Raw genomic sequence first — 20,489 nt, forward strand, 5'->3', positions numbered from 1 at the left:
ATCGCCGCGATGCGCGCCAACCCACGCGGCATCCGCTACGACGATCTTGCCAAGGTGTGCGAGCACTACTTCGGTCCACCACGAACGGGCAGCGGCTCGCACGCAGTGTTCAAGACCCCCTGGCCCGGCGATCCGCGGGTCAACATCCAGAACGACCACGGACAGGCGAAGGCCTACCAAGTCAGGCAGGTCCTCGCCGCGATCGAGAAGAAGGAGGGAGAGGAATGAGCATCACGAACAGCGCCGACATCACCACCCGATACACCTACCGGGTCACCTGGTCCGCCGAGGACCAGGAGTACGTCGCCACCTGCCTGGAGCTGCCGTCCCTTTCCTGGCTCGCCGACACCCAAGAGGGCGCCCTGGGCGGACTGCGCGAGATCGTCGCCGAAGCCGTCCAGGACATGGGCGACAACCACGAGGCGGTACCCGAGCCCCTGTCCTCGCGCGCCTACTCCGGCAAGTTCAACCTCCGCATCGGCGAACAGCTCCACCGCAAGCTCGCGATGGAAGCCGCCCAGGAGCACCTGAGCCTCAACCAGTACGTCGTGCGCCGTCTGACAAACGCCTCCTGACGACGCCACGACGCCGCACGGACATGCCGCAGATGGCATGGTTGGTGGTCGTGTCTCGCTTCGCTGAGTACGACCCACACGTGCACGGATTCGAAGACGCCTCGGTCATGGTTCGGCAAGCTCAATCCGAGGACGCAGCCGCGATCGTCGCGGTGGACGCCACGCGTGAGCCGCGTCCCCCGGAGTACCTCGACAAGGTCGTGGCACGGCTCGCGCGCGCCGACGCGTTCCATGTCGTGGCCGAAGGCCACGGGCAGGTGGTGGGCACCTCCGCCGTCATGGTCTGGCCCGAGCATGCCGACTCGCCCAGGGGCTGGTACGTCTCGGGGATCACTGTCGTGCCGAGCTGGCGGCGGCGCCGGGTCGGCGAGCGGGTGCTGGCCTTCGAGCTCGGCCACCTCGACCGGTTGCACGAAGAGGCATGGAGCGTGGTCAACGTGATCAACCGCGCGTCGCTGGACCTCCACGCCCGCCATGGATTCGCCGAGGTGGCCCGGGCGCCGTCGATTGCCGGGATCACGTTCACGGGTGGAATGGGTTTGCTGCTCAAGCGACCAGCGCCCGCGGCCTGACGGGACCATCGACCCACGCGGCCGTACTACGCACGGATCCGCTGGCCGCGCGACCCTGCCGATGCCAGGGCACCGCCGCTGCGCGCGGCGTTCGAAGGCGCGGCCCACGACAACGACCGGTCTCGGCTGCACGGCGGCCCGCCCGGCGTTCACCACCCACTACCCGAGCCAAAGACCTCGGATCTCCCGCGCGACGTGAACCGCGTCGCGCCCATCCGTGGACAACCGGTGCACGTCGAGGGGAAGGCTCTCCTCGAGAACACGCGCGGCAGCGTCGGACCGCTGGACGTGCACGGCAAGGGAGTCGCCGTGCTCACGGCGGGCGAGCCGGGCACGAGCAGTCGAGTCGTCCGCGGTCAGCAGGATCGCGGTCACGACGGGGTCGTCCCCCATAGCCGCCGCGAGCTCGCCCGCGTGCAGCACGCTCATCGTGTTGGTGTAGACCAGTCGGCGATACCCGAGCGCGCGGTAGTTCATCCACACAGCAGCCAGGTTGCGCTCGGCCAGGCGGTGCTGCCACGGCGCCGGCCACGCCAGATCCAGCGCGTCACCCTCAATGACGGCGTGCCGAACACGTTCAGCGGCGAGCTGGTCGTGAAGCGCGAACGCCACGGACGACTTCCCCACGCCCGAGCGCCCGCCAATCACCAACAGCTTCGACCCGGTACTCACGAGGCGCGACCGTACCAGCGCAACGTCGACACGGCCTGCCAGTTTCGACACCGTGGCAATGACGACACGCCGCCAGCCGCCGCGTAGGTTGGCGCCCGCTCATAGCCGGGGCGAGGGCGGCTACCCTCGGCCGGTCATGCCGCCGAAACGGCCGGCCATGTCGCTGTCCGCTTGGTCGCCGAGCGGCACCGCACCGTTCGGTGCGGCGTCGGCTCAGCGTGAGGCACGCGGTCGGTGGACGCTGCATCGGCGGAGAAGCATGCGGAACAGGGGCCGGGCCGCTACGAGGCTGCCGCTGAGCGCGGTGATCAAGGCTGCCTAAGGCCAGTAGCCCCTGAGGACCCAGGGCGGGTACGCGATCGGCGTGGTTGTCCGCGACGTGCATGCTCGTCCGCGCGCAGCGCCCCACTGACGTTGCAGCGGCACCTTCCGCGCAACGGACGAACGGACGCCGCCGCCCGGCGCCGCAGGTGTCAGGCGGGATTCCGGACCGCGTGGCGCACGTAGATGACGCCGTTGTCGAATCGTCGGTGGTCCAGCAGCTCGAGGTCGAGTCGTACGCCCCGAGGCAGCGCCGGCTTGCCGCCGCCCACGAGCACCGGGCAGAGCAGCAGCACGGTCTCGTCGACCAGACCGTGCCGGAAGGCCTCCGCCGCGATCCCCGCGCCTCCGATGCTCAGGTCCGAGCCGGAGGTCTCCTTGAGCCGTCGCACCGCCTCGGGCTCGAACGTCCGCTCGATCGTCGTGCGCGCGGTCGAGACGTCGGTAAGGGAGGAGGAGTAGACGATCTTGTCGGCGTCACGCCAGATGTTGGCGTACTGGCGGACCACCGGGGGCTCGTTCGTCAACCAGTCGTCGCTCTCCCAGACGCGCATCGTCTCGTACATGCGTCGCCCGTAGAGCGACGTGCCGATGTGCCGCTCGTGCTCGTTCCAGAACGCGTGCACGTCCTCGTCAGGCACGGACCAGTCGAACGAACCCGTCTCGTCCTCCAGGAATCCGTCGAGCGAGATGTTGGCCGCGTAGATCAGCTTGCCCATGGTGCCCTCCGTCCGGACGAGGGCTACAGCGTGCAGCGTCGCGCCGCTACCGGCAACACCACGAACGTGAGATCGCTGAGCCCGCCGCCGAGGAGCAGGGCCGGGCGTCGCCGACCGTCGGCGGTCCGTCCTTCGCCCGGTTCTGCCGCGGCCCGGCACGGCGATATCGCTTTGCACGGTCATGGCCGCAGTCCGCGCTCGTGCCGAGTTCCGGATGCGTTGCCCGGTTGATGCTTGCACACCCGAGACGGCACACGACAGACTCGACCACATGCCCGAAGTGGACTATCTACGCACTGCACCGGTCGACTATCTGGAGCGCGTAGCGCGTTCGGGCGTCGGCCGCGCCTACAAGTCGATGGCTCTTGAGCGACTCAAGATCGGAACCGGTCAGTCGGTCGTCGATCTCGGTTGTGGGCCGGGCACCGATCTCGCGGACTTCGCGGAAGCCACTGGACCCACGGGCACGGTCCTCGGGCTCGATCATGACGAGGACGCAGTACGTGCCGCGACTCGTTCTCTGGCTGCGAGCCCGTGGGTCGTTGTCCGGCAAGCCGACATCCATGAACTTGACCTGGCCGACGCGAGCGTCGATCGCGTACATACGGACCGGGTGCTGCAGCACGTTGCGAATCCGGTTGGCGTTATCGCGGAGGCTCGGCGCGTGTTGAAGGCAGACGGTCGTGCGGTCTTCGCTGAGCCCGACTACGACACCCTCGTGATTGACTGCCCCGACGCGGGAGCCATGAGGGCCTACCGGTCGTTCGTGACCGACTCCGTGGTCCGCAACTCCACCATCGGCCGCCAACTCACTCGCCTCGCCACTTCGGCCGGCTTCGCCACGACCCACGTGATCCCCGTGTCGAGTGTGTTCGACGATGTGAGGTCGGCTGACGAGATCCTCGGTATTGGCCGAGTCACCCAGAGAGCTGTCTCGGCCGGTTTCCTGGATCGGGAGACCGCCGACGACTGGCTCAACGACCTGTGGACCCAGCCATTCTTCGCGACGATGACCTTGTTCATTGCCGTGGCAGAGGGCTGACCCGGTCGACGCCAGCCTTCCTGCTCAGCTGCCACGGACGGTGGCCGCCCGAAGCATCCCCCCGCTGCGCAGACTGTTCCTGGTGGCGGCTCACGAGGGCACCGTTGCTGGTGTCGGCGGCACCAGGTCGCTGGTGTACCTGGTTCCCACCGGGCCACCACCTCGTCCACTCACTGATCATGACGGACGCGCGCTCATGCCGCTGCGAGCGCTACTGCCGATGAGCGGATGGCACAGTGCCGAGCATGGATGCCCGGTTCAGCAGTCGCGAGGACGGCCAGGTCGACGTCGATCTGTCGTCCGGCCTGGCGACCCGGCGAGTGACGGCGAGCGCCATAGTAGATTGCCGCCGAGATGCTGATGCGCTGCTTGATGGAGGTAGGACCGTGGACGCCGACTACGTAAGTGTCAACATGCGGAACTGGGACGAGCGCGTTGCGGATCACCTGGACGCTTACGGCGCTGAGGCCTTTGCAGATGACCCGACTGCAGTGTGGGCGGCCAAGGAAGCGGAATTGCTCGCGCCCTACGTCCCAGGCGCTTCATTCACTGGGGTGGATATGGTGCACCTCCAGTGCCACATCGGTACCGACACCATCAGCTTCGCCCGACGCGGTGCCCGCGTGGTCGGCACTGACCTGTCCGGCGCCTCGATCGAGGCCGCGCGCGACTTGGCCCGACGTGCCGGCGTGACGGGCGCATCATTCGTGCAGTGCGCGAATGAGGATGCCCCTGACGTGCTGGGCCGGCAGTTTGACGTCGCCTTCACCTCGGTCGGTGTCCTGGCGTGGCTTGGTGACCTGGGTTCGTGGGCCCGGGCGGTGGCCCGGCTGCTGCGACCTGGTGGAGTGGTCCTGGTATACGACGCACACCCGATGCTCAATGCGATGGAGTTCCAGCGCGACGACGACCTGCTGATCGTCGGTGAGCCGTACTTCGCGACGGGTGAACCGAAGATGTTCGACGACGGCGTCACCTACGCCAGCAACACGGTCATGGACAACAGCGTGACCTACCAGTGGCCGCACCACCTCGGCGAGATCCTCACTGCAGTCCTGGATGGAGGCCTCCGCATCGAGGCGTTCGACGAGCACCGGTCCATGCCGTGGAGGGCGCTGCCGAGCATGACCCGGGCCGACGACGGGTGGAGACTTCCTCCGGGTGCACCCGACATGCCGTTGATGTTCTCGCTGATTGCCCGCCGCCCGGCTTGACGTGGCCAGCGGGGTGAGCGTTCCTGACAGTGTTCGAAGGCGAGCTCGGGCTCTTGTCCAGCCAGCCCTGGAACCGCGTGTTTGCGGTGTCCGGTCATAGCCGCGATCCGCGCTCGTGCCGATGAGCGGGCGTCGTCCTCTGAGTGCTGAACGTCACCGCTGGAGGTCGAGCTCAGCCATACGATTCGTTCGTGGTGGAAGTCGGAGTGGTGGTCACAGCTTTCAACCAGGGGGACCTGGTTCTGGAAGCGGTCCAATCGGTGAGGCGTCAGTCCCGCGGTGTGGCGGACCTGGTTGTCGTCGACGACGGTTCGACCGATGCCGCCTCGCTGCGGATGCTGGCAGCACTGGAGCACCAAGGACTTGCTCGTGTCGTGCACCGCCCCAACGGTGGTGTGAGCGCGGCACGCAATACCGGTCTTGGTGCCCTCGGCACGGAGTTCGCGGTCGTCCTCGACGGTGACGATCGTCTCGCCCCGACCTTCGTCGAGGCGACCGCGGCCGTCCTCGAAAACGACCCCGATGTCGTAGCGGCCTCCTCGTGGCTGCAGATGCACGGCGTGGTGCGGGCCGTCGCCCGACCCCCGGGTGGCGACGCAGCGGCCTTCCTGCACCGCAACGCGTGTCCGTCCGCAGTGCTCTTGCGCCGCGCACGTTGGAGGGAAGCTGGCGGCTACGACGAGCAGATGCGGTCCGGCTTCGAGGACTGGGACTTCTTCCTCCGACTCCTCAGCTCTGGCGGCCGCATCGAGATCGTGCCTCAACTGCTCGTCGAGTACCGCACCGCACCCGACTCGCTCAACATGCGCAGCATGGACCAGCGGCTCGAGCTCTACGGCCAGATCATCGACCGGCACCGGCCGCTGTTCGATCGGCACCTGCGAGAGGTTCTGTTGGCTCAAGAGGCCGCGTCAACGCGACGCTTGAGCGACTGGGAGCACCTGATGAGTCTGAGGGACGACGTGCCGATCGAGGAAGCCACCTACGGCGATGGCGGCATGGCGGCCGCCGTCCGCATCGCCACTCGGCGCCAGATCCGCGCCCGATGAGTAGCCCCACCGTCAGGCTGGTGTCGAGTTGCGGAGGGCGAGCCATGCGAACACGGTTGATCGTCGCCTACCTCGCCGTGGCGCTCGGGGGGATCCTTCTCTCGGCATGCGGGGGTCACGTCATCTCGGCGGAGGATGTCACCGTCCTGGTTTCCGAGCGCACTCGCGGTGGGATGGAGGCGCTCGGAGAGGGCCGCATCGAGGTGGTCGGCGGGTGCCTGGGGGCCTTCGGGTCGATCATCGTATGGCCTCACGGGACGGAAGTCGTCAAGGAAGACCCGCTGACCATCGACATCCCGGGCTACGGCACGTTCGCTCTCGGCGACGAAGTCCGGGTGGGAGGCGGGTTCGTCTCGGAGCGCTCGTCCAGCAATGTCGAACCTGGTCCGTACAGAGTAGGTGGCGTCACAGTCCCCGCTGAGTGCGCGGAGCACGACATCTTCTTGGCCAACTGACCTCAACTCCGGACTGATGTTCTACGGCCTCGTCCCGCGAGCGGACCGCGTCGGCGAGCCGACTGCCGCATCCGGATGGGACGGTCCTGACCGGTAGGTCAGGCCCGGACCGAGAGCCCCTGCAGCCAGGCCTGCCAGGCCGGCTCCTCGCGCCGCACGTAGTCCGCCGCGTCGGCGGAGAACAGGTACGCCCGTACGCCTGCCGTCGCCTCGCCGTCGCCCCGGCCGTACGCGAAGACGCTGAGCATCCCGGGCAGCGGCGCGGTGAGCCGGACCAGCGTCTGCCGCTCGCCGACCCGCTCGACCGTGCCGGTGGCGCCGCGCACCTCGACCGTCGCGCCCTCGTCGCCCAGCCCGAGCGCGTCGTGCAAGGTCGACCAGAGCGCCGCCGCGTCGCAGGGGTGGGAGGCGGTGACCTCCAACTGCGTGGCCTCCTGGCCGGGGAAGTGCGCCAGGTAGAGGCGCAGGTTGTCGAAGAACGGCATCCACTGGGGGCCCATGTCGTCCCAGAACTCCGACTCCCAGGCGGCGCCGGTCCCGAAGCCACTGCTGGTGACGCGCACGACGCAGGTGCCGCCGGACTGCGCCTCGACGAGGAACTCCGACGTCAGCGGGCTGAGCGCATCCGGGTCCTTGCCCATGAGGGCGGCCCAGTCCTCCTCGTAGACGATGCGGTGCGGCGGGTCCCAGCCGGTGACCTGGCCGTCCGAGCCCATCTCGGGACCCATGGTGAAGTGCAGGGAGCCGCCCTCGCGCTCCTCCATCTCGGTCGGCAGGAACCAGGCGCTCATGCCCTTGGCGGTGGCGATGGCTTGCCAGACCTGCTCCGGGGTGCCCGGGACCTCGACGCTGAACTCCAGCCGGTACGGGACGTTCGGGGTCGTGCTCATGAGCTCTCCTCAGGAAGGGGGTGGGCGTCAGGAAGGGGGTGGGCGGCGACGACGAGCCGGTGCGGGCGCCCGTCGTCTTGGTGGTAGCGAGCGACCAGGTCGAGCACCGCGGCGGTCAGGTCGTCCGCGAAGGCAGCCCGGTCGGCGGCCGACCGGAAGCCGATCTGCGTGTCGATGGTCAGCGTCGGCAGGCGCTTCCCGGACGCGCCGGCTCGGCGCGTCATGGCACCGACCTCGCGCACCAGCCGACCGGCCAGTGCGACGAGGTAGCCCGCCGACAGGTGGTCGGCGTTGGCGTCCGGGTCGGCGGCGGACGCGCTGAGGGCCGCCGGCGACACGACGTACGACGCCGCCGACGCCTGCAGCACGCGCTCGGTGATGCCCCCGTGCCGGCGCTCCTCGGACAGCTCCACCAGGCCGTGCGCCTCGAGCGCCTTGAGGTGGTAGTTGACCTTCTGACGCGCGATGCCGACCCTGGCGGCGAGCCCGGCGGCGGAGGCCGGGACGGCCAGCTCGCCGAGCAGCCGGGCCCGGACCGGATCCAGCGCCGAGGCGGCTGCCTCCGCGCTCTCGATGACCTCGACGTCCTGCATGAACGTCACCGTGCCATTGACAGGAATTCTTGTCAAGGGTGGGTTCGGCCCTGGTGCGCGGTCACTGCCCGTGCGTCGCGGGCGGCAGTGCCCGCAGAGGTGCCCGCGGCAGTACCCGCTGCAGTGGGCCGGGCTGCCGGGCTACGGTGCGCGCATGAGCAATCTGAACGTGGTCGGCGACCGGGACGCGTGGCGCTGCTGGCTGTGCGATGAACCGGTGGACCCCGAGGCCTCGGTCAACTCCGACCGCGGCCCGAGCGTCGACCTCGGCGTCGCCAAGTCCAAGAAGGCCGCAGCAGGCATCGAGCGGCTCGCCCACCGCGCCTGCAACACCCGCAAGGGGGCGGTCAAGCCAGTGGTGCCGTGGTCGCCCGAGATCTTCGTCGTCGACCCCGCACCGATCGTGGCGACCGTCGAGCGCCTCGGGCGCAAGGGAGGGCGTGAGGTGGTGGCGCGCTGCCCGAGCCGTGCGGACGCCGACCTCGCCGCCGCCTGGCTGGTCGACCGGTTGTCGCGCTTCTCTCCCGAGCTGGCCGTCACGACGCAGGTCGAGTCCGGCGGTGGGCAGTTCCTGCTGGTGCTGCGCAGCGCCTGACGCCGGCGGTCCAGCGCGGTGGTCGTCGGGTGGCTCAGGCCACGTCCTCGGCGGCGAGCGCGTCGGTGAGCAGCGCGACCAGGGTTTCGAGCTGCACGTCCGTGGACGATGAGACGTCCTCGTCCTTCGCCCCGTCCAGCGCCCGGGCGGCCAGCCCCGACTTGCTGTCGATCAGCTCGGCGATCTTGGCGTCGATGGTCTGCGCGGCGATGATCCGCCACGCGGTGACGGGCTCGGCCTGGCCGATCCGGTGGACCCGGTCGATGGCCTGGGTCTGCTCGGCGTGGGTCCAGGACAGCTCGGCCAGCACCAGGTTGGAGGCGACCTGAAGGTTCAGCCCCACGCCCGCGGCCACCAGGGAGCACACCACGATCGACACGTCAGGGTCGCCTGTGAACGCCGCGATGTTCTTCTCGCGCACCTTGGGCGTCTGGTCGCCGCGGATCGAGGCGTAGCGGATGCCGCGGTCGGCAAAGGTCTGCTCGGCCTGGTCCATCACGTCGACGTGCTTGGCGAAGAACACCACCTTGCCGACGTTGCGCGCGAGCTGCGCGGCGTAGTCGGCGGCCAGCCCGGCCTTGGCCTGGCCGATCCGGCGAACCATCGTGAACACGTTCTCGCCGCTGGCCTTCGAGCTCGCGTCCTTGAGCTCCACCGCCGCCACCCGGCGAGCGAGATCGTGGTCGATCCCGTCCCCGACGGCGCCGCCACGCGCCTCGACGGCGGACCGGTAGCGCTTGACCAGCCGACGGGCGAGCGCGGCCTCCGCGGCGCGGATCGAGCGGCCGGCGGCGCCGTCGAGCTCGACCGGCAGGTCCGCCACCCGGCGGGCGGGGATGTCCGCGGCCACGTCGACCTTGCGGCGACGCACGATGCCCATGTCGATCACGCTGGCCCGGGCGGCGGTGTAGAACCCCGGGTCGGCCGGGGTGAGCCCGGTCTTCTCGAGGGCGGTCAGCAGCGCGCCGAGCGGCTTGGTGTCGTCGATCCAGCCGAGGAACTGCCAGATCGCCCGGAAGTCCTCGATGTCGTTGATCAGCGGGGTGCCGGTGAGCGCCATCAGCAGCGGCCGGGCGGTTCGGGCGCGGATCCGCTCGGAGAGCGCAAGGACGTGCTTGGAGCGTTGGGAGCTCCTGTTCTTGATGAAGTGCGCCTCGTCGACGACCATGCCGCGGAAGCCGAGGTCGCCGAGCCAACCGACGTGCCGATCCAGGAGCTCGTAGTTCACGATCACGATGTCCGCGAACCCGTCGACCCGGTCGCCGTCGCCATGGACCACCGTGGGCCGGCGCTGCGGCGTCCACAGCCCGACCTCGTGCGCCCAGTTGGTCTTCACCACGTTGGGCACCACGACCAGCAGCGGGTAGGCGTCGGCAACCTGGGCGGCGAGCAGCGCCTGGGCGGTCTTGCCGAGCCCGGGCTCGTCGGCGAGCAGGAACGTGCGATGCCCGCGAGCGGTGGCCGCCACGACCTGGGCCTGGTGCGGCATCAGCTCCCGGCCGTGGGGAACGGACACCGAGCGGGCCTCGGGCAGCGGCATGCAGGCGGGTGCGCCGGTGGCGCCGTACTCGAAGGACCGGAAGAGCGGCTCGAGCAGCTCCCAGCCGGCCAGTCGGCGGGCCCGCGTAGCGGTCCGCTCGGCCGCGGCCTCGAAGTCCGGCGCGAGGAAGGGGTTCGCGAGCTGGCGCGAGATCACCGACCGGGGCACCACCTGATTCTCGGCACCGGGCACCGGCGCGGCCGGCGCGACGGGTGCGGGCTCCTCGGGCGGCTCCAGTCCGCCGGCGCGCATCACTGTCGCCTTGAAGGCGCGCGCCGCGTCGGAGACCCGGGCATCCTCGGCGAGCAGCTCGAGCAGCGAGGTGTCCCGGGCGGCGGTCCTGGCCAGCAGCGTCGCCACCCCGTCGAGCCGCTTCAGCTGCTTGGCGCGCCGCGACTCGGTCGGGCCGCCGTCGGCCATCACCCGGGCCCGCTCCTCTCGCACGAGCAGCGCCACGACCTGGAACTTCGTGCGCACCGCCGGGCGTGTCGGCGGTCGCTGCACAGCGCGGTCGACCTCGCGGGCGACCTCGGCGAGCACCGGGATGATCCCCTGCTCGGCGGGACGCGGGGCGCGGCGGCGCTGGGCGCCGAGGTCGGTGCGCGCGCCACCGGACCCACGTTGGCCTGGTCGTGCCACATCTCCTCCTTCGCAGCATCCGCACCGCGACTGCGGCGCAGCGCGCCGTCCCGTGGCCGCCCGGGACCGGTCGGGCGTGGGACCCCCGCCCCGTGTCGCAAGCAGACCGGGCCAGGGCGGTGGGATCGGGCGCCAGGTTACCGCGGACGGCTCGGTGGGATGCGTGGTCCTGCGATGGCCGCGCGACCTAGCTGCGGGTCCCGTCCGGCACCAGATGCCCGCGGATCGCATGAGCCACCTCGCTGAGGTCGCCGTTGAGCTGGTGGTCTCGCCCGGAGAGCACGTGCACCTGCGCCCGGGGGATCGCATCGGCGTAGAGCTCGGCGTGGGTGGGTGGGGCCGTCGCGTCCTGGGCTCCGTGGAACACGTGCACCGGAACGCCTGGCGGCAACCGGTCGCCGAGGTCGCCGGAGAACTCGAAGTCGTCGCCGGGCCACCCGCCCTGGCCGACGAACGGGGCGGCGATCAGCACGATTGCCGCGAGCCTGCGTTCCGGTGGGCGCTCGGCAAGCGCCTGCACCAGGATCGTCCCGCCGACCGAGTGACCCGCCACGACCGCACCCTCGTCGAGGTCTGCCAGCTCGCGCCAGATCGCGGCGCTCCACCGCGGGTAGCTCGGGTCGTCCTCCTGCGGCATCCGCGGGTAGCGGACCTCGTGCCCGGGTCCCAGACCCGTCCTCAGGCTGTCGACCAGGACGTTGTCCCACTCGTCATGGGTGCCCGCGCCACCCCCTTGGACGAACAGCACCTGGCGGGCGCCGGTCCCCGCCGTCGTGTCGCGTTCACCCGAGCGATCCATGATCCGACGATGCCAGACGCCGGGGCCTGCGGCATGCCGAGGCTCGACGGCTGCGCGAGCCATCGCCTTGCCCGTTGTCCGTGCACCGCCCTCAGCTGTTGACGGCGTCTGCGATCTGCAGGGCGGCCTGGGCGGGCGTGAGGTCCGTGGTGTCGATGACCTCGGCCTCGTCGTGCAGCCAGGTGCGGGCGGCCTCGGCGTAGGGCTCGAGGTACTGGAGGCGGAACAGGGAGGGGCCGAGGAGCGCGTCGCCCTCGATGCGCCCGCGGAGGGTGTCCTGGTCGGCGTGGAGGACGAAGTGCCGTACCGGGATGGCATGGTGGGCGAGGCCCGTGCTGATCTCGCGCCAGTACTGCTCGACCAGGACGGTCATCGGCATCACCAGAGTGCCGCCGGTGTAGTCGAGTATGCGGCGGGCGGTCTCGACCACGAGCGGCCGCCACGGCGGCCAGTGCTGGAAGTTGTCCGTCTCGGGCAGTCCCGGCGTGATGTCCATGAGCATCTCGCCGACCTTCTCGGCGTCGAACACCCGCGAGTCCGGGATCAGCTGCTGGACGAGTGCGCTGGTCGTCGTCTTGCCTGCGCCGTGGGTGCCGTTGAGCCATACGATCATGCGACCCGACGCTAGCGGTGCACGGGGTCGATGCACGCACATGCCGCTGTCGGCGCTTGTGCCGATGATCGGACTGACGACATGACGTGCTGAGGGTGAGCGGACGAACGGAAGGTCCTCGCGACACTGTGTCGAGAACCGAGGAACGGCTTCGTCCCTGGAGCGAACGCGGCCACCATGGGCCGCACCGCATCGAGGAGAACACGATGGCCAAGTACCTGTTGCTCAAGCACTACCGCGGCGCCCCGACGCCGGTGAACGACGTACCGATGGACCGGTGGACTGAGGAGGAGATCGCCGCCCACATGCAGTACATGCACGACTTCGCTACCCGGCTTGAGGGCACCGGCGAGTTCGTCGACGGTCAAGCGCTCTCCCCGGAAGGCACCTTCGTCCGCTACGACGGCGAGGGGCGACCGCCGGTGACCGACGGCCCCTTCGCGGAGACCAAGGACCTGATCGCCGGCTGGATGGTGATCGACGTCGACAGCTACGACCGCGCAGTCGAGCTGGCCGGCGAGCTGTCGGCGGCTCCAGGGGCAGGCGGAAAGCCAATCCATGAGTGGCTGGAGCTGCGCCCGTTCCTGACCGTACCGACCACCGTCACAGAGTGACGTCACTGGACGAGCACCGACTCCGGGCTCTCACGCCGTCGGTGATCGGGGTCCTCGTGCGCCGCGGAGCCGACTTCGCGGCGGCCGAGGACGCCGTCCAGGACGCCCTGGTCGAAGCGGTGCGACTCTGGGCGACCGAGCCACCGCGGGACCCGAAGGGCTGGCTGGTCACCGTGGCCTGGCGGAAGTTCCTCGACGCCGCCCGCGCCGATGCCTCCCGCCGCAGACGCGAGGAGCTCGTCGAGGAGCAGCCGGCACCCGGTCCCGGCGCGTCGGTGGACGACACCCTGCAGCTCTACTTCCTCTGCGCTCAGCCGTCCCTCACGCCGACGTCGGCGGTCGCACTCACCCTGCGGGCCGTCGGCGGCTTGACCACACGTCAGATCGCGCAGGCCTACCTCGTGCCGGAGGCGACCATGGCGCAGCGGATCAGCCGGGCCAAGAGGACCGTCTCGGAGGTCCGGTTCGACCAGCCCGGCGACGTTGCCACGGTCCTGCGCGTCTTGTACCTCGTCTTCAACGAGGGCTACTCGGGCGACCTCGACCTCGCCGCGGAGGCCATCCGGCTGACCCGCCAGCTGGCCGCTTCGATCGACCACGAGGAGGTCGCCGGGCTCCTGGCTCTGATGCTTCTCCACCACGCCCGGCGCTCCGCACGTACCCACCGCGACGGCAGTCTCGTGCCGCTCGCGCAGCAGGACCGCAACCTCTGGGACACCCGGCTGATCGCCGAGGGCGTCGAGATGATACAAACAGCCCTCGCCCGGGACCGGATCGGCGAGTTCCAGGCCCAGGCGGCGATCGCGGCTCTCCACGCCGACGCCCGGACGGCCGAGGAGACCGACTGGGTGCAGATCGTCGAGTGGTACGACGAGCTGGTGCGGCTGACCGGTAGCCCGGTCGCCCGCCTCAACCGTGCCGTGGCCGTCGGCGAGGCCGACGGACCGCGAGCAGGCCTGGCCGCCTTGGCGAACCTCGACCCGACCTTGCCGCGCCATGCCGCGGTCGCTGCCTACCTGCACGAGCGGGACGGGGACGTGGCGACCGCCGCACGCCTTTACGGCGAAGCCGCCAGGCAGGCGGCCAACATCCAAGAACGCGACCACCTGACCCGACAGGCTGCAAGGCTCAACACCGGCCTTCGCGGTTGACCACCGACGGCGAGCTACCCGTTCAACGTGCTGTTCGGCAGCGAGTCGACGTAGGCGAGCACGTCGTCGTAGCGGGGCAGGACACCCTGCGCGACGGCCTGGGCCACGGTCGGTGCGGCCAGGTCCTTGGTCGACAGCTGCAGGGTGATCGGCGAGCCGTCGCGCGCCGTCGTCGGCCACACGATCCCGATCTCGGTGTCGAGCGGGTGGATGCCGTGCTCGCGTCCGGGGGAGTAGCCGGTCGAGCACAGGTAGAGCACCGTCGAGTCGTCCTCGAGCGACAGGAAGGCGTGGCCGAGGCCCTCGCTGAGGTAGATCGCGCGACGGTCGACGTCGTCGAGCAGCACGCTGTCCCAGGTCCCGAAGGTCGGCGAGCCGACCCGGATGTCGACCACGACGTCGAGCACCGCGCCCTTGGGGCAGGTCACGTACTTGGCCTGACCGGGCGGCACGTCGGCGTAGTGGATGCCGCGCAGCACACCGGCAGCCGAGACCGAGCAGTTGGCCTGCTGAAGGTCCAGGTCGTGCCCGGTCGCGGCGCGGAACGGACCGCCCTGGAAGTACTCGAGGAAGACTCCGCGGGGGTCGCCGTGCTGGACCGGGGTGATCTCCCAGGCCCCCGGGACGGCAAGCTCGCGGTAGGTCATGTCGGTCCTCTCGGTGGTGCGGGGCGGCGGTCCAGCCTACCGACCCGGCTAGTCTGACCGGGTTCGTGCCGGCGGGACGACGGCAGGACGACGGCAGGGACGATGACGGGAGATGGCGTGCGCTGGTTGGTCGTAGGAGCGGGCGGCATGCTCGGGCAGGACCTCACCGCGATGCTCGAGGAACGCGGCGAGACGGTCCGTGCGGTGGACCGGGACACCGTCGACATCACGGACGCAGCGGCGTCCGCAGGGATCGCCGAGGGTGTCGACGTCGTGGTCAACTGCGCCGCCTACACCGCCGTGGACCGGGCCGAGGAGGACGAGGCCGCGGCCTTCGCCGTCAACGCGGTCGGGGCAGCCAACGTCGCTCGCGCCGCCCGGCTGGCCGGCGCGCGGATCGTGCAGATCTCGACCGACTACGTCTTCGCGGGCTCCGCGTCGTCGCCGTACCCGGAGGACGGTGCGCCGGCCCCCGCCTCGGCCTACGGCCGGACCAAGGTCGCAGGGGAGTGGGCCGTCCGTGCCGAGTGCCCCGACCACCTCGTGGTCCGGACGGCCTGGCTGTACGGCGCCCACGGTCCGTGCTTCCCGAAGACGATCGTCCGGGTCGCGCGGGAGCGGGGCACCCTCGACGTCGTCGCGGACCAGGTGGGCCAGCCGACCTGGACGGTCGACCTCGCGGATCTCGTGCACCGCCTCGTCGTGGCGCAGGCACCGAGCGGGACGTACCACGGCACGTCGTCCGGCCAGACGTCCTGGCACGGCTTCGCCACCGCAGCCGTGGAGGCCGCGGGGATGGACGGCGCGATCGTGCGGCCGACCTCGAGCGACGGCTACGTCCGGGCGGCCGCGCGCCCGTCGTACTCGGTCCTCGGGCACGACGCCCTTGCGGCCGCAGGCGTCGCGGCGATCGGACCGTGGGCTGCCCGCTGGGCGGCCGCAGCGGCCACCGTCCTGGCCTAGCCGCCCGCCGTGGTGCCAGGCAGGTCGTCGGGCGCCGTGGCGACCGTGCGACACCGCGCGAACGCCAGCGCCGCGGCGCCGTCGCCGAGCACCATCAGGACGCGACTGACCAGGGCGACGACCAGCGCGTCGGCGGAACCCATCACCGGGGCGAGGGCCAGGACGAGCGCAGCCTCCCGCGGCCCGGCGCCCGCCGGGGCGATGATCACCAGGAAGCCGACCACCCAGGCCAGCGCGAAGGCGCCGACGACCGTCGCGACGTCACGCGGGCCCGCAGCGCCGAGCGGTGCGGCGATGAACCAGGCGTGCGCACCGAACGCCAGCCACATCACCACGGCCCAGGCGCTCGACCGCAGCAGCGCACCGCCGCTGATCGTCGGCGCCGGCCCGACCCGGCGTGCCGCGCGCAGGCCGAGCGCGACGAGGCGGTTGAACACGGGTGGCCAGAGCACCGTCACGCCGACGGGGACCGCGAGCAGGGCCCACCAGTAGGTGCGCAACGAGCCGGCCGAGCCCGCCGCGAGCCCCGCCGCGCCGATCGTCCCGCCGACGACGACCAGGACCATCAGCGCGCCGAGCGCCACCACGGCGCTGCGTGCGCGCCCGATGTGGTGGTCCTTGCCGAGCTCGGCCTGGGCGATCAGGGCCCAGACGCTGCCCGGGACGTACTTGCCGAGCTGCCCGAGGAAGTAGATCCGCCCCGCCGTCCGGAGCGGTGGCGCGGCCACGCCGCCGCCGCCGAACAGCGAGCGCCAGGAGAGCATCTGCGCCAGCAGGCCGACGAGCAGCCCCGCGGCACTGAGCACGACGGCCCAAGGGTCGAGGCGGCCCAGGGCTGCGCCGATCGCGTCGCGCTCGCGGGCCACGGTGACGATCAGCAGAGCGACGGCCACCAGGAGGAAGGCCGCGCGGACTGCAGTCTTGCGGCGCACGCGTGCAGGATACCGGCACGTCCGGTGACGCCACGGGTCGCGAGCCACGAGCGGCCCCCCGTACGATGACCAGAAGCCCGAGGTAGTCAGAATCCGACGCGCAAGGAAGTGCTGCAGTGGCCAAGGCGGGGCCCGTTCTCCGGAGCATCTACGTGCGGACGGCCCGGGCCACGCGCTCCGGAGCGCAGCGGATCGGTCTGCTCGACCGCCTCGACCGCGCCTACGTCGTGCGGCCGACGAGCCCCGCCGGGCGCCTGCGCACCCTGTTCGCGATCCACGACGTCGACGACCTCGTGCACCTCGACATCCCGTGGTGGACCTATGGGGCGACCAGGGTCGTCGAGCGCCATCTTGCGGCACGTGGCGGTGCGGCGCGGGTCTTCGAGTACGGGTCGGGTGCGAGCAGCGTCTGGCTCGGCAACCGCAGTGGTGAGGTGCACAGCGTCGAGCACCATGCCGGCTTCGCCGAGGTGATGCGCCGGGTCCTGGCGCAGGCCGGGCTCACCGAGAAGGTCGAGCTGCTCGAGGTCGCGGCGCAAGCGTCCCCGGACCCGGTGACCCGGTCCGGCCGCAAGGGCGAGGACAGCGTGGACTACACGGACTACGCCCGGACGATCGAGACGGTCGGTGGCCAGTTCGACCTGATCGTCGTCGACGGCCGGGCGCGCGTCGCGTGCTGCCAGGTGGCCCTGCCGTTCCTTGCACCCGGCGGGATCATCGTGTTCGACGACTCGCAGCGACCGCGCTACCGCCAGGGCATCGAGGGCAGCGGCCTGCAGGTGCGCAGGATCTGGGGCTGGGTCCCGTCACTGCCCTACCCGCGGCAGACCGCGCTGCTGCGCGCCGCCCGCGACGGCTGACCCGGTCGAGGCTCAGGGCACCCGGTCGAGCCTCAGCGAGCCTGGTCGAGCAGACCGAGCAGGTAGGTCCCGTAGCCGGACTTGACGAGCTTCTCGGCCCGGTCACGCAGGTCGTCGTCGGACAGGAAGCCCCGCCGCCAGGCGGTCTCCTCGGGTGAGCCGATCTTCAGGCCCTGCCGGTGCTCGATCGTGCGGACGTAGTCGGACGCCTCGAGCAGCGAGTCGAACGTGCCGGTGTCCAGCCACGCCGTGCCCCGGGGCAGCACCTCGACCTGCAGGCGCCCCTGCTCGAGGTACGTGCGGTTGACGTCGGTGATCTCGTACTCGCCGCGGGCCGAGGGCTTGAGGTCCCGGGCGATCGCGACGACGTCGTTGTCGTAGAAGTAGAGGCCGGGCACGGCGTAGCTCGACCTCGGCCGGGTCGGCTTCTCCTCGAGGGACAGCGCCCGGCCGCTCTCGTCGAACTCGACGACGCCGTACTGGGTGGGGTCGGCGACGCGGTAGGCGAAGACGGCGCCGCCGTCGATGCCCTCGAACCGGGACAGCTTCGCGCCGAGGCCGGGACCGTAGAAGATGTTGTCGCCCAGGACGAGGGCCGCCGAGTCCCCGCCGACGAAGTCCGCGCCGAGCACGAACGCCTGCGCGAGCCCGTTCGGCTCGGCCTGGACCGTGTAGCTGATCGAGATCCCGAACTGCGAGCCGTCACCCAGCAGGCGATGGAACTGCTCGGCGTCGTGCGGGGTCGTGATGATCAGGACGTCCCGGATCCCCGCGAGGATCAACGTGGACAACGGGTAGTAGATCATCGGCTTGTCGTACACCGGGACGAGCTGCTTGCTGACACCGAGGGTGATCGGGTGCAGCCGGGTTCCGGAGCCGCCGGCCAGGATGATTCCGCGCATGGTCACCCAGTGTGGCCCACCGCGGCACGCAGACGAAACCAGGGTCAGGGACCATCGCCTCCCGGGAGTCCTCAGCGCGGGTGGATACCATCGGCGGCGTCCCTTGACCCCCGACCGACGAGGACGCCGTGCTCAGGTTTGCCCCCAGGTCCCGCCCGTGAGCCACCCGTCCGGCCGCACCTGGCCGAGGGTTGCCGAGGGCGTCGTCGCCGCGGGCCTCACCGCGACCGTCGTCCTGCTCGCGCGGTGGCTGCACCTGCTCGAGGGCCGCCTGGCGCTGACCGTCCTGGTGATCGCCCTGCTCGCCGTCCCGACCTCGCGTGAGATGTCCCGCCGCGTCCTGGTCATGGGCACCCTGGCCCTCGGCTGGGTCCCGGTGCTGTGGTGGCTCCCGGTGCCCGCGCCCGAGGTCGGCCGGGCCTCGCTGCTGCTGGCGGGCGTGACGGCCGGCCTGGCCGGCTGGGTGTTCAGCGGTCCCGGCCGGGCAGCTCGGGCCGACCGCCTGCTGCCGCGGGTCCGATCGGTCGACGCGCTGCCCCTCGTCGTCGCCCTGGCCGCGGCGTTCGTCGTCCGGCCGTGGCTGCGCGCACCCTCGCCGGACGGCGCGCTGGCGATGCTCATGCACGGCTGGGACCACTCGGCGCACTACGACATGGTCCACATGATGCGCACCCACGGGGTCGGCATCGGGGCCCTCGGACCGGCGCTGCTCGGCGACACCTGGTCCTATGCGCGCTACCCGCACGGGTTCCACGCACTGGCTGCGACGTTGATGGAGGTCCAGGCCGGGGACGAGGTGGGCTCGGCGGGCGCCGAGGTCCTGCTCTACGGTCAGGCGCTCGGCCTGCTCGCCGTGATCTCCGCGACCGTGCTGGCCGCCGGCGTGTGCGCGCTGCCGAGGCTGCGTCGCCGGCCGCTGGTCGCGGCCCCGGTCGTGATGGTCGCCGCCGGCGGCTTCCTGCTGGGCCCCGGATCGCGCCTGCTGAGCGACGGATTCCCCAACTTCGCTCTCGCCTGTGTGCTCCTGGCCTGCCTCCCGCTGCTGGTCGTCCCGCTCGACAAGGGACCGCTGCCGCTGCACCTGGCGGCCATCGGTGGTGCCCTGGTCGGCATCGCGCACGGCTGGGTCCTGCTGCTGACGATGGCCCTGCCGGCCGTCGTGGTGCTGCTCCTGCCCGGCCGGCGCCGCCGGTTCCTGGCGACCAGGCGGGCGTGGCTGGCGAGCGTCGCGGTGATCGTCGCCACGGGCCTGGGCATCGGGGTCGCCGTCGCGATGGTCGTCGGTCAGCCGGTGACCGAGGTGCTCGTGATCCAGGGCTCCGTGAGCGCACCACAGCTGCGGCTGCTGATCGGCCCCCCGCTGCTCGCCGGTGTCGTGTGCGCCGTGCTGCTCTGGCGCATGCGCCGTCGTGCCGCGCACCGCCGGCCCGACGTCCTGCGGGTGGTGGCGTCGGCATCCGTCCCGGTCGTCGGTCTCGCCTGCGCGCTCGGGATCGCCTGGCTGCAGCTGCGTGCCGGGCTCCCGCTCGGCTACTACTTCTGGAAGTTCGCGATCGCCCTGGCGCTGGTCTCGTTGGTGATCGGCGCGATCGCCGCGGCGTGGCTGCTGCCCGCCCGGTGGGGTCTGGTCTCCCGGCCGTCGTGGGCCTGGGCCGGTGCCGGGGTCGCCACCCTCGCGGCCACGCAGCTGTACGGGCTGACCGTGCCCGGTGCCGCCCTCGGGGGCGTCGACCTCGTCCCACCGGGGCTGGAGGTCCGCGCCGAGCTCACCGCGGTGTCGAACGATCCGTCACCGGTCACCGGACAGCTCTTCGCAGCGGTCGACGCGACGCTCGCCCCGGACCGGCGGCACGTCTTCCTCGTGCACCCGGCCGACGTGGGGATCAACCCGGTCACCGCGGGGCAGTGGTACAACGCGCTCGCCGGACGCTGGACGGATCAGTCGAACGAGGTCCTCAAGATGCTCCTCGCCCCGACCGCGACACCGCAGGAGGTCGCCGTGGTCGCCTCATCGATCCTCGTCGGCGACCCGGACGTCGTGGTGATCGTCGACCCGGCCCGGCTGGTCGAGCTGCGGGCGGCGATCGGCGACGAGGCGCTGGCCGCCAGGGTCACGAGCTGGTGACCGCCCC

23 protein-coding genes are annotated in these 20,489 nt (G+C 71.1%); 13 read left to right on the forward strand and 10 right to left on the reverse strand.

Annotated elements, in window-relative coordinates; all coding sequences use genetic code 11:
- Nucleotides 1-9 precede the first annotated feature (9 nt).
- The 3 genes from K415_RS0113815 to K415_RS0113825 all read left to right on the forward strand — a co-directional run bounded on the left by K415_RS0113815 (nucleotide 10) and on the right by K415_RS0113825 (nucleotide 1,147).
- A complete protein-coding gene (locus K415_RS0113815) occupies nucleotides 10-228 on the forward strand; it encodes a toxin HicA (protein WP_034661292.1) in 219 nt (72 codons plus the stop codon).
- The gene (locus K415_RS0113820) at nucleotides 225-575 is read left to right on the forward strand and encodes a type II toxin-antitoxin system HicB family antitoxin (RefSeq protein ID WP_155859472.1); all 351 of its coding nucleotides are present in this window, start codon (nucleotides 225-227) and stop codon (nucleotides 573-575) included. Before K415_RS0113815 ends, K415_RS0113820 begins: the two co-directional genes overlap by 4 nt.
- An 80-nt stretch (nucleotides 576-655) precedes the next feature.
- A complete protein-coding gene (locus K415_RS0113825; RefSeq protein WP_197024741.1) occupies nucleotides 656-1,147 on the forward strand; it encodes a GNAT family N-acetyltransferase in 492 nt (163 codons plus the stop codon).
- Between the two features lie 159 nt (nucleotides 1,148-1,306).
- On the opposite strand, the gene K415_RS0113830 is transcribed toward K415_RS0113825, so the two are convergent.
- Both K415_RS0113830 and K415_RS0113835 read right to left on the reverse strand, forming a co-directional pair.
- Nucleotides 1,307-1,759, reverse strand: a complete 453-nt coding sequence (locus K415_RS0113830) for an ATPase (RefSeq protein WP_231494895.1) — start codon at nucleotides 1,757-1,759, stop codon at nucleotides 1,307-1,309.
- A gap of 533 nt (nucleotides 1,760-2,292) precedes the next feature.
- On the reverse strand, nucleotides 2,293-2,859 hold the full coding sequence (locus K415_RS0113835; RefSeq protein WP_024287640.1) for a dihydrofolate reductase family protein: 567 nt from the start codon (nucleotides 2,857-2,859) through the stop codon (nucleotides 2,293-2,295).
- 271 nt (nucleotides 2,860-3,130) lie between these two features.
- Here K415_RS0113835 and K415_RS0113840 point away from each other — a divergent pair, with 271 nt between their 5' ends.
- The 4 genes from K415_RS0113840 (at nucleotide 3,131) to K415_RS0113855 (ending at nucleotide 6,619) form a co-directional block, all read left to right on the forward strand.
- Complete coding sequence (locus K415_RS0113840; RefSeq protein ID WP_024287641.1) at nucleotides 3,131-3,901, forward strand: methyltransferase domain-containing protein; 771 nt, start codon at nucleotides 3,131-3,133, stop codon at nucleotides 3,899-3,901.
- A gap of 245 nt (nucleotides 3,902-4,146) precedes the next feature.
- A complete protein-coding gene (locus K415_RS0113845; RefSeq protein ID WP_155859473.1) occupies nucleotides 4,147-5,115 on the forward strand; it encodes a bifunctional 2-polyprenyl-6-hydroxyphenol methylase/3-demethylubiquinol 3-O-methyltransferase UbiG in 969 nt (322 codons plus the stop codon).
- A 143-nt stretch (nucleotides 5,116-5,258) separates the two neighbouring features.
- A complete protein-coding gene (locus tag K415_RS0113850; RefSeq protein WP_231494896.1) occupies nucleotides 5,259-6,164 on the forward strand; it encodes a glycosyltransferase family A protein in 906 nt (301 codons plus the stop codon).
- Nucleotides 6,165-6,208: 44 nt separating this feature from the next.
- A complete protein-coding gene (locus K415_RS0113855) occupies nucleotides 6,209-6,619 on the forward strand; it encodes a hypothetical protein (protein ID WP_024287644.1) in 411 nt (136 codons plus the stop codon).
- Nucleotides 6,620-6,717: 98 nt separating this feature from the next.
- On the opposite strand, the gene K415_RS22910 is transcribed toward K415_RS0113855, so the two are convergent.
- Together K415_RS22910 and K415_RS0113865 are read right to left on the reverse strand one after the other, a co-directional pair.
- Entirely contained in the window at nucleotides 6,718-7,509 is a 792-nt protein-coding gene (locus K415_RS22910) for an SRPBCC domain-containing protein (RefSeq protein ID WP_024287645.1), read from the reverse strand.
- Nucleotides 7,506-8,102 (reverse strand): helix-turn-helix domain-containing protein, encoded by a 597-nt coding sequence (locus K415_RS0113865; RefSeq protein WP_024287646.1) that lies wholly within the window; start codon nucleotides 8,100-8,102, stop codon nucleotides 7,506-7,508. Before K415_RS0113865 ends, K415_RS22910 begins: the two co-directional genes overlap by 4 nt.
- A gap of 154 nt (nucleotides 8,103-8,256) precedes the next feature.
- Between K415_RS0113865 and K415_RS0113870 the strand changes: the two genes are divergently transcribed.
- On the forward strand, nucleotides 8,257-8,697 hold the full coding sequence (locus K415_RS0113870; protein ID WP_024287647.1) for a hypothetical protein: 441 nt from the start codon (nucleotides 8,257-8,259) through the stop codon (nucleotides 8,695-8,697).
- 34 nt (nucleotides 8,698-8,731) lie between these two features.
- Here K415_RS0113870 and K415_RS0113875 read toward each other — a convergent pair whose 3' ends face one another.
- The 3 genes from K415_RS0113875 to K415_RS0113890 all read right to left on the reverse strand — a co-directional run bounded on the left by K415_RS0113875 (nucleotide 8,732) and on the right by K415_RS0113890 (nucleotide 12,288).
- Complete coding sequence (locus tag K415_RS0113875) at nucleotides 8,732-10,876, reverse strand: DEAD/DEAH box helicase (protein WP_024287648.1); 2,145 nt, start codon at nucleotides 10,874-10,876, stop codon at nucleotides 8,732-8,734.
- A 187-nt stretch (nucleotides 10,877-11,063) separates the two neighbouring features.
- Complete coding sequence (locus K415_RS0113880; protein ID WP_024287649.1) at nucleotides 11,064-11,675, reverse strand: alpha/beta fold hydrolase; 612 nt, start codon at nucleotides 11,673-11,675, stop codon at nucleotides 11,064-11,066.
- A gap of 91 nt (nucleotides 11,676-11,766) precedes the next feature.
- On the reverse strand, nucleotides 11,767-12,288 hold the full coding sequence (locus tag K415_RS0113890) for an ATP-binding protein (protein ID WP_024287650.1): 522 nt from the start codon (nucleotides 12,286-12,288) through the stop codon (nucleotides 11,767-11,769).
- Between the two features lie 206 nt (nucleotides 12,289-12,494).
- Between K415_RS0113890 and K415_RS0113895 the strand changes: the two genes are divergently transcribed.
- Together K415_RS0113895 and K415_RS0113900 are read left to right on the forward strand one after the other, a co-directional pair.
- Nucleotides 12,495-12,902, forward strand: coding sequence for a YciI family protein (locus K415_RS0113895; protein WP_024287651.1), 408 nt, complete (start codon nucleotides 12,495-12,497; stop codon nucleotides 12,900-12,902).
- Between the two features lie 5 nt (nucleotides 12,903-12,907).
- Nucleotides 12,908-14,053, forward strand: a complete 1,146-nt coding sequence (locus tag K415_RS0113900; protein ID WP_024287652.1) for an RNA polymerase sigma factor — start codon at nucleotides 12,908-12,910, stop codon at nucleotides 14,051-14,053.
- Nucleotides 14,054-14,067: 14 nt separating this feature from the next.
- Here K415_RS0113900 and K415_RS0113905 read toward each other — a convergent pair whose 3' ends face one another.
- Nucleotides 14,068-14,700 carry a dTDP-4-dehydrorhamnose 3,5-epimerase family protein gene (locus K415_RS0113905; RefSeq protein WP_024287653.1) on the reverse strand — a complete coding sequence of 211 codons (633 nt, stop codon included), beginning with the start codon at nucleotides 14,698-14,700 and terminating at the stop codon, nucleotides 14,068-14,070.
- Between the two features lie 117 nt (nucleotides 14,701-14,817).
- On the opposite strand from K415_RS0113905, the gene rfbD reads away from it, so the two are divergent.
- Nucleotides 14,818-15,663 (forward strand): dTDP-4-dehydrorhamnose reductase, encoded by an 846-nt coding sequence (gene rfbD, locus K415_RS0113910; protein WP_024287654.1) that lies wholly within the window; start codon nucleotides 14,818-14,820, stop codon nucleotides 15,661-15,663.
- On the opposite strand, the gene K415_RS21990 is transcribed toward rfbD, so the two are convergent.
- Nucleotides 15,660-16,595 carry a lysylphosphatidylglycerol synthase domain-containing protein gene (locus K415_RS21990; protein ID WP_024287655.1) on the reverse strand — a complete coding sequence of 312 codons (936 nt, stop codon included), beginning with the start codon at nucleotides 16,593-16,595 and terminating at the stop codon, nucleotides 15,660-15,662. The genes rfbD and K415_RS21990 overlap by 4 nt on opposite strands.
- A gap of 116 nt (nucleotides 16,596-16,711) precedes the next feature.
- Between K415_RS21990 and K415_RS0113920 the strand changes: the two genes are divergently transcribed.
- Entirely contained in the window at nucleotides 16,712-17,455 is a 744-nt protein-coding gene (locus K415_RS0113920; protein WP_024287656.1) for a class I SAM-dependent methyltransferase, read from the forward strand.
- A gap of 32 nt (nucleotides 17,456-17,487) precedes the next feature.
- On the opposite strand, the gene rfbA is transcribed toward K415_RS0113920, so the two are convergent.
- A complete protein-coding gene (gene rfbA, locus K415_RS0113925) occupies nucleotides 17,488-18,357 on the reverse strand; it encodes a glucose-1-phosphate thymidylyltransferase RfbA (protein ID WP_024287657.1) in 870 nt (289 codons plus the stop codon).
- A gap of 157 nt (nucleotides 18,358-18,514) precedes the next feature.
- On the opposite strand from rfbA, the gene K415_RS0113930 reads away from it, so the two are divergent.
- Entirely contained in the window at nucleotides 18,515-20,482 is a 1,968-nt protein-coding gene (locus tag K415_RS0113930) for a hypothetical protein (RefSeq protein ID WP_024287658.1), read from the forward strand.
- The last annotated feature ends 7 nt before the right edge of the window (nucleotides 20,483-20,489 follow it).

Source organism: Cellulomonas sp. KRMCY2, assembly GCF_000526515.1.
Lineage (GTDB): Bacteria > Actinomycetota > Actinomycetes > Actinomycetales > Cellulomonadaceae > Actinotalea.

Excerpts from the sequence above, each read along its gene's own strand:
- K415_RS0113905 (WP_024287653.1), bottom strand. The coding sequence starts at position 14,700 with ATGACCTACCGCGAGCTTGCCGTCCCGGGGGCCTGGGAGATCACCCCG.
- K415_RS0113835 (WP_024287640.1), bottom strand. The coding sequence starts at position 2,859 with ATGGGCAAGCTGATCTACGCGGCCAACATCTCGCTCGACGGATTCCTG.
- K415_RS22910 (WP_024287645.1), bottom strand. The coding sequence starts at position 7,509 with ATGAGCACGACCCCGAACGTCCCGTACCGGCTGGAGTTCAGCGTCGAG.
- K415_RS0113840 (WP_024287641.1), top strand. The coding sequence starts at position 3,131 with ATGCCCGAAGTGGACTATCTACGCACTGCACCGGTCGACTATCTGGAG.
- K415_RS0113895 (WP_024287651.1), top strand. The coding sequence starts at position 12,495 with ATGGCCAAGTACCTGTTGCTCAAGCACTACCGCGGCGCCCCGACGCCG.
- K415_RS0113870 (WP_024287647.1), top strand. The coding sequence starts at position 8,257 with ATGAGCAATCTGAACGTGGTCGGCGACCGGGACGCGTGGCGCTGCTGG.
- K415_RS0113845 (WP_155859473.1), top strand. The coding sequence starts at position 4,147 with ATGGATGCCCGGTTCAGCAGTCGCGAGGACGGCCAGGTCGACGTCGAT.
- K415_RS0113865 (WP_024287646.1), bottom strand. The coding sequence starts at position 8,102 with ATGCAGGACGTCGAGGTCATCGAGAGCGCGGAGGCAGCCGCCTCGGCG.
- K415_RS0113855 (WP_024287644.1), top strand. The coding sequence starts at position 6,209 with ATGCGAACACGGTTGATCGTCGCCTACCTCGCCGTGGCGCTCGGGGGG.
- K415_RS0113890 (WP_024287650.1), bottom strand. The coding sequence starts at position 12,288 with ATGATCGTATGGCTCAACGGCACCCACGGCGCAGGCAAGACGACGACC.
- K415_RS0113880 (WP_024287649.1), bottom strand. The coding sequence starts at position 11,675 with ATGGATCGCTCGGGTGAACGCGACACGACGGCGGGGACCGGCGCCCGC.
- K415_RS0113815 (WP_034661292.1), top strand. The coding sequence starts at position 10 with ATGCGCGCCAACCCACGCGGCATCCGCTACGACGATCTTGCCAAGGTG.
- K415_RS0113820 (WP_155859472.1), top strand. The coding sequence starts at position 225 with ATGAGCATCACGAACAGCGCCGACATCACCACCCGATACACCTACCGG.
- rfbA (WP_024287657.1), bottom strand. The coding sequence starts at position 18,357 with ATGCGCGGAATCATCCTGGCCGGCGGCTCCGGAACCCGGCTGCACCCG.